A 2,392-nucleotide genomic window follows, 5' to 3' on the forward strand; every position below is an offset into this window, starting at 1 on the left:
GGATCGAAACAACGAATTAGACAACGAAAGCGAGGATGCTGCCTTATGAAAAAGAACATCGCTGCAGAAGACCGGCCGGACTTTACGCTGATGAAGCTGTCCGGCGCCATTTCCTATTTCCACATGCAGATGCCGCGGTGGCTGTTCTGCGACCCGCGTTACATGGATATGGGTTTGGAGAGCAAAGTGGCCTACACGTTCCTGCTCAACCGCTACCAGTTGTCCCGCCGCAACGGCTCAGAAATGGCAGTTCTGGAAGAGGATAACGAGACGCCTGATACAGCGGAACCGGCAGTTGAACAGCCAGACATGCCGGAAGGACAGTTGGATACGGACAAGAATACGTCTGAAAGACCGGCCGAAATTGCAGTTCTTGATATGCCGAATCCGCAGGTCTTGACCTGCCAAAACGGCAGTTCCAGAAGTGCGGAAACGGCAGTTTTAGACCTGCAAAAACCGCACACAAGTAAGAAGGAGAAGAGTAAGAAGGAGTACAGGGATACTGATGATGAGCTTCCGACAGTCCCGCGCGCGGGCGCAGAGGACGGGCGCGGGGCCATAGCGGCGATCTTGCAGCGATGTGCGCTTTCCCGCTATGCGCCGGAGGAAGCGACGGTGTTCCGTGACGCGGTCTCGTGGCTGTACTACTGCGGTCGGCTGCAGCTTGGCGCCTGCACCTATCCGCGGGGCTATGTCCGCGACACGCTCCGGCGGCTGAACGCGGACGTGCTCGACGAAGCGCTGTACAGGCTGCGGCGGAACGAGAACGAGGCGCTCTCCAATACGCTGGTCTACACCGCCAAGGTCATTTTCAGTACGATCGTGGAGATGGGGAGCGAAGCGCTGCTCGACCCTGTGGTGAACCGGGTGAAACGGAGGTTGGCGATATGAAGTCAATGTATTGCAGCGAGCCGCAAATCAGGCTGCTGGACGCCCTGGAACAGTTGGGCTGCATGAAGATGCGCCAGGCCAAAACATTTCTCCGGCTGTGCTTTGGTATGGAGGAGAAGGCTGCAAAGAGTATTGTTCGGCAGCTGCGGTATAAAGGGGATATCCATATTGATGAAAACACAGGCGATCTTGTGATACCTGGCAAGGAGTGTGACCGCAATATTATCCGTGCATTTGATATCGCTTTTTCGTTTGCCGAACAAGGGGATGCGCCTGAGATAATGACGCCTCCAAGGCCGTATCTGATGCTGGCATACTACGCCGTACGGGAATTACAGCTTTTGATCCTTTATGTCCCAGTAGGGATGGAATGGCGCTGCGGTACACAGTTGTCTGTAATGCGGAAAAAAGCGAAGATAAAGACCTTACAGGTGATGCTTCTGGCAGATGAAGGACAATTGGAACGGATCGGGACACATGTTCCGTGCGTAGCAGCATACACAGACAGCGCAGGCCGCCTGAAAATAAAAAGTTTGGAGGGAAAACGTCATGGGGATTGACCAGAGAATGCAGCAATGGCTGGAAAGCTCACGGCAAAAGTTTTTTGAATCGGATTATAAAGAACTGGATAAGGAACTGACTCCCGAAGGACGAACAGAATGGAACAGCATTTATGCTTCCTACCGGTCCGGAGCGCTGCTGCATGGAACCGTGATCGGCGTAGAGAAGATTGCGGCGCCTTCCATGGACAGCGCAGAGGGAGATGGCGACGGGCCGGATGAAATTACTTGCATTGTGGTTGTGCCGTACCGAGTAAAGATACTGATTCCGGAGCCGTTGATATGGTGGCCGGGCGAGGAAAGAGAGAGCTTCGTGTTCAACCATATGGGCGGGGCAAATGTGGATTTTGTGATTATAGCGGTAGACCGGCTGAATGAATTTGCCATCGCCTCACGGGTACGGGCAATGGATCGCAGGAGATGGCAAATGACAATGGTTGAGCGGCTGCAGGCCGGCGACATAACAAGCTGTGAGATCCTGAGTGTTGGGCCGGGCCTGCTGACAATGTCCTGTCATGGTTTTGACTATACGGTGACTCAATCCGGATTGTCTTATTCCTGCCTTGGAGATTTGCGGTCTGTTTACCGGCCGGGACAAAGGCTGAAAGCAAAAGTGATAGCGGTGGATGAGGGGAATTTGGAAATTTCGGTAAAGGACGCCGCGCCTGATCCGTATATTGGGGCGGAGTACCGTCATCCTGTGGGTTCGATCCGGCTTGCCACTATCATCAGCAAATATAAGGGCGGTGTGTTTGCGCGGCTGACGGATGGCTGCACGGTAGTTTGCCGTTATGCCAGGCAGTTTGAGGACAGCCAATTCCGTCCGGAGGATATTGTGAATGTGGAGATAACCTCGTACATGGAGGGCAGGAAATGGCTGCGGGGTAAAATAAAGGGGAAAATTGGGTAGCGATACGGAAAGAGCGGCGGTACCCCCTGTA

Annotated in this window: 3 protein-coding genes; all 3 read left to right on the top strand. The window is 53.8% G+C overall.

The features are described from left to right. Positions 1–45: 45 nt before the first annotated feature. From OCV66_RS15110 to OCV66_RS15120, 3 genes are read left to right on the top strand one after another with little or no spacing between them, the layout of a single operon-like run. Positions 46–891, top strand: coding sequence for a helix-turn-helix domain-containing protein (locus tag OCV66_RS15110; protein ID WP_147574624.1), 846 nt, complete (start codon positions 46–48; stop codon positions 889–891). After that, on the top strand, positions 888–1,451 hold the full coding sequence (locus OCV66_RS15115; RefSeq protein WP_054328498.1) for a DUF5697 family protein: 564 nt from the start codon (positions 888–890) through the stop codon (positions 1,449–1,451). Before OCV66_RS15110 ends, OCV66_RS15115 begins: the two co-directional genes overlap by 4 nt. Next, a complete protein-coding gene (locus OCV66_RS15120; RefSeq protein ID WP_054328499.1) occupies positions 1,441–2,361 on the top strand; it encodes a hypothetical protein in 921 nt (306 codons plus the stop codon). Before OCV66_RS15115 ends, OCV66_RS15120 begins: the two co-directional genes overlap by 11 nt. Positions 2,362–2,392: the final 31 nt, after the last annotated feature.

The sequence above is a fragment of the Agathobaculum ammoniilyticum genome, from assembly GCF_025567315.1.
In the GTDB taxonomy this organism is placed as follows: Bacteria; Bacillota; Clostridia; order Oscillospirales; family Butyricicoccaceae; genus Agathobaculum; species Agathobaculum ammoniilyticum.